Genomic DNA, 4,420 nt, shown 5'->3' with positions numbered 1-4,420 from the left:
CGAGATCTACACTCTTTCCCTACACGACGCTCTTCCGATCTCTCTGCGGAACCTGGCCGGAGATCGGCGCTTTCATCTTCGGTCTCGGCAGCGACAACGACTCCCACAGTCTCTTCAACTGGAGCGATGACCGGTTCAATCACCGGTTTAGGCTTAGGTTCAGGCTCAGAGTCTTTGACTGGCGGAATAAGCGTCACAGCGACGATTTTAGCGGTCGGTTCTGCTGCCGGTTCCGAATCAGGTCGCCGCCCAGGCCGGTCGCGACGATGCCGATCGGGTTTGGCCGGTCGCGTTCCGGTTTGAGCGGGTCGCTCGTCCTTGGGCTGTTGCGGCGGTGGCGGTTGCCCGAACAGATTGCCCCATAGCCAGCCGAAAAAGCCGGGATTGACTTCGGGCCTGAGAGTTGGCGTTGGCGGAGTAGGTGCCGGACTGGACGGGGAGACGCTTTTGACCACTGGCTCTTCGTCGGTACCCCGCACTGTGCTGGTTTTAACCTCAATCTGTTCCTCGTAGTCCTCAGCCAGGGTGTAGGAACGCAACTGATCTTCCGACATCTCGTCCACACGTAGCCGGCTCAGCTTGAAGTGCGGTGTATCCAGCGATTCGTTCGGAATCAGCAGAACGCCGACCCGATGGCGCTGTTCGATAGCGCGGATCGCTTCGCGCTTCTCGTTGAGCAAAAAGGTGGCGACCTTGACCGGCAACTGCACCACGACCCGCCCGGTCTTGTCCTTCATCGCCTCTTCCTGAATCAGCCGCAACACGCTCAATGCCAGTGAGTCAATGTTGCGGATGGTGCCCTGCCCGTTGCAGCGCGGGCAGATGATGTGGCTGGCTTCGTCCAGCGACGGGCTGAGCCGTTGCCGCGACATTTCCAGCAGGCCGAAGCGGGAGATGCGTCCCACCTGGACCCGTGCCCGATCCATTTTCAGCGCCTCGCGCAACCGGGTTTCGACTTCGCGCTGATTGCGGGCGGCGTTCATGTCGATGAAGTCAATGACCACCAGCCCGCCCAGGTCACGTAGCCGCAACTGCCGAGCCACCTCATCGGCGGCTTCCAGGTTCGTAGTGAGCGCTGTTTCCTCGATGTCGCTACCTTTGGTGGAGCGGGCCGAATTGATGTCAACCGAAACCAGCGCCTCAGTGTAGTCAATGACGATGCCACCGCCGGACGGCAGGCTGACTTCACGCTGATAGGCGGTTTCGATCTGGGATTCGATCTGGAAACGGGTAAACAGCGGGACATTGTCCTGATACAGCTTGAGCTTGTTCAGGTTATGCGGCATCACCTGCTGCATGAAATCCTGCGCCTGGCGGTGAACGGCGGGGTTGTCCACCAGGATTTCACCGATGTCGGCGCGCAGATAATCCCGCAAGGCGCGGATGATGATGTTGCTTTCCTGATAGATCAGGAATGGCGCTTTTTTCTGGGGTGCGGCGGTCTCAATGGCTTTCCACAGATGTAGCAGGTAGTCCATGTCCCACTGCAATTCCTCCTGCGAGCGGCCTACCCCGGCGGTGCGCACGATCAGACCCATGCCATCGGGAATATCGAGGCTGCTCATGACTTCGCGGATTTCCTGGCGATCATCGCCTTCGATCCGCCGGGAGACCCCGCCCGCCCGCGGATTATTCGGCATCAGTACCAGATAGCGACCGGCCAGGCTGATAAAGGTGGTGAGCGCCGCGCCTTTGTTGCCGCGCTCCTCTTTTTCCACCTGCACCATGATTTCCTGGCCTTCGCGGATCGCCTCGCGGATGCTGGGACGACCGCCCTCAGCGGCATGAGGATCAAAGTAGCTGCGGTTAATTTCCTTGAACGGCAGGAAACCATGTCGGTCGGCGCCATATTCCACAAACGCCGCTTCCAGTCCCGGTTCGATCCGGGTAATGCGGCCTTTGTAAATATTGGATTTTTTCTGCTCCCGCGATGGAGTTTCGATATCGAGATCGTAGAGTCTCTGACCCTCTACGAGGGCCACACGCAACTCCTCCTGCTGAGTGGCGTTAATCAGCATGCGTTTCACAATAATGAAGTTCCCTGCGCTCAACCATCACCGACGGTGACGCGGTGGTTGTCGCCGGGGCGTCACCGGGAAGAGGAATAGCCCGGAGGATGGATATCCAGAACGTCAGGCAAACCCAAAATACGCCACGGAAAGCGTGACCAGTCGGCTGGGAGCGCGGTCAAGAGCTGCTCAGGAAAGGTAGGGGTCGAGCAGCGGACAAACCCGTTGAAACAACCCCGCCCGCCGATTCGCTGGCGTGCGGGTACGAAAACCGATATGGTGTATTTATCCAGTTTCGCCAGCCTCTTGGGCCAATCGGCGACAACGCTCACAACTATAACAGCCTGACGGACATGCTTCAAACAATGCCCGATTCCATTGCTTCCGGCGGGGTGCGTCATCTGGAAATTGCTTCCAATTACGCCGGCCAACGCCTTGACAATTTTCTGCTGCGTGAACTCAAGGGTGCGCCCAAAAGCCTGATTTATCGCATTGTGCGTAAAGGCGAGGTGCGGCTGAATGGGGGGCGGGTTCAGCCGGATCGCCGGTTGCAGACCGGTGATGTGCTGCGCATTCCACCGGTACGGCTGAACGAGCGGCAAGAGCAACCGTTGCGACCCTCGCCGGGACTGGCGGAACAATTGCGGGCGGCCGTGCTGTATGAGGATCGCGAGCTGCTTATTCTCAATAAGCCTGCCGGGCTGGCGGTGCATAAGGGCAGCGGTGTTGACTACGGCGTAATCGAAGCACTGCGGGCGCTGCGCCCGAATGAGCCGTTTCTGGAACTGGCGCACCGGCTGGACCGGGACACCAGCGGCTGTCTGGCGCTGGCGAAGACGGCGGTAGTGTTGCGGCTGATTCAGGACGCCTTCCGTATTGGGCAAGTGGAAAAACGCTATCTGGCGCTGGTGCGCGACTACTGGAACCACGGGCCACGTGAGGTGAACCTGCCTTTGCGCCGTAACCTGTTGCGCGGCGGTGAGCGGATGGTGGAAGTCATGGATGATGGCAAACCGGCTCAGACCCGTTTCAATCCGGTCAGTCTGTTCAAACCCGCCTCGCTGCTGGAAGTGCGGATTGCCACCGGTCGCACCCATCAGATTCGGGTCCACGCCGCCCATCTTGATCATCCGCTGGCCGGTGATGATAAATATGGCGATGCCGGGTTTAACCGGATGATGGCGGATCAATACGGTCTGCGCCGGCTGTTCCTGCACGCCCACAGTCTGAATTTGCCGCTGGGTGGGCGAGATATTGCAGTCAGCGCGCCACTGGATGCCGAATTGAGAGCAGTGTTGGATCATCTTCAACCGGCGGGTCACCGCCGGGATTGAGCGAGAATAAAGACGATGACTGAAGCAAACACAAATCTGAACCCAAAGTTGCCCGACGATGAGCGTTGGGCGCGGGATGTGCTGGGTAAGCTGGCGCTGGCGGCCGTGACCGAGCAGAGACGGGCTCGGCGCTGGGGAATCTTCTTCAAGCTGCTGTTTTTCACCTATCTGGTGACATTACTGGTACTGGTTTGGCCGGACAGCCTTGGCACTACTACCGCCAGCACCAAGCGGCATACGGCGCTGGTTCGAGTTGAAGGGTTGATTGCCAGCAGCACCGAGGCCAGTGCCAAAAACGTGATCGAGGCGCTGCGCAAGGCGTTCAAGGATGAAAAAACGGTCGGGGTGATCATGGAAATTAACAGTCCCGGCGGCAGTCCGGTTCAGGCCGGCGAGATTTACGACGAGATTCAGCGCCTGCGCCAGCAGTATCCCAAAATGCCCATTCATGCGGTGACCAGCGATGTCTGTGCTTCGGGCGGCTATTACATTGCGGCAGCAGCACAGAACATCTACGCTAATAAAGCCAGTATCGTCGGCTCTATTGGAGTACGGCTGGACAGTTTCGGCTTCACCGACGCGATTGCCAAGCTGGGCATTGAGCGGCGAGCCTATACCGCAGGGAACAACAAGGATTTCCTCGATCCGTTCAAGCCGGTCAATCCCGCAGAAGTTCAACATTTGCAAGGAATGCTGGACGCAATTCACCAGCAATTTATTACTGCGGTCAAGCAGGGACGGGGCGAGCGACTGAAAGAGAATCCGGATCTGTTCAGTGGCCTGATGTGGACCGGCGAACAGGGCGTCGGGCTAGGACTGGTGGATGCGCTGGGCAGCACCCGTTATGTGGCCGAGGAGATCATTGGTGAGAAGAACCTGCTGGATTACACCAAGCGCACCCGGTGGGTGGATCGCCTGTTCGATGGCGCAGAAGCCAGCATGGGCGCAGTGCTAATGAGGGTGCTGGGGCAGGAGGGAATGCCCCAGTGGCGGTAGCGGGTAAGGACCCATCATCAAAAACCCGTTGCAATAACGGGTTTTTTGATAACAGCAGGCGACCTCTTTCAAGCGGCCATC

3 protein-coding genes are annotated in these 4,420 nt (G+C 58.7%); 2 read left to right on the top strand and 1 reads right to left on the bottom strand.

The window, feature by feature from the left end; translation table 11 throughout:
- A partial coding sequence (locus BN874_RS11840) for an Rne/Rng family ribonuclease (protein WP_081756347.1) occupies positions 1-2,018 on the bottom strand: 2,018 nt, incomplete at its 3' end.
- A gap of 356 nt (positions 2,019-2,374) precedes the next feature.
- Here BN874_RS11840 and BN874_RS11835 point away from each other — a divergent pair.
- Together BN874_RS11835 and sppA are read left to right on the top strand one after the other, a co-directional pair.
- Entirely contained in the window at positions 2,375-3,343 is a 969-nt protein-coding gene (locus BN874_RS11835) for an RluA family pseudouridine synthase (protein ID WP_034433553.1), read from the top strand.
- Positions 3,344-3,358: 15 nt separating this feature from the next.
- Positions 3,359-4,339, top strand: a complete 981-nt coding sequence (sppA, locus tag BN874_RS11830; RefSeq protein ID WP_034433551.1) for a signal peptide peptidase SppA — start codon at positions 3,359-3,361, stop codon at positions 4,337-4,339.
- Positions 4,340-4,420 lie beyond the last annotated feature (81 nt).

Source organism: Candidatus Contendobacter odensis Run_B_J11 (assembly GCF_000531125.1).
GTDB classification, from domain to species: domain Bacteria; phylum Pseudomonadota; class Gammaproteobacteria; order Competibacterales; family Competibacteraceae; genus Contendibacter; species Contendibacter odensensis.
This window is presented reverse-complemented; position numbering and strand designations above follow the sequence as displayed.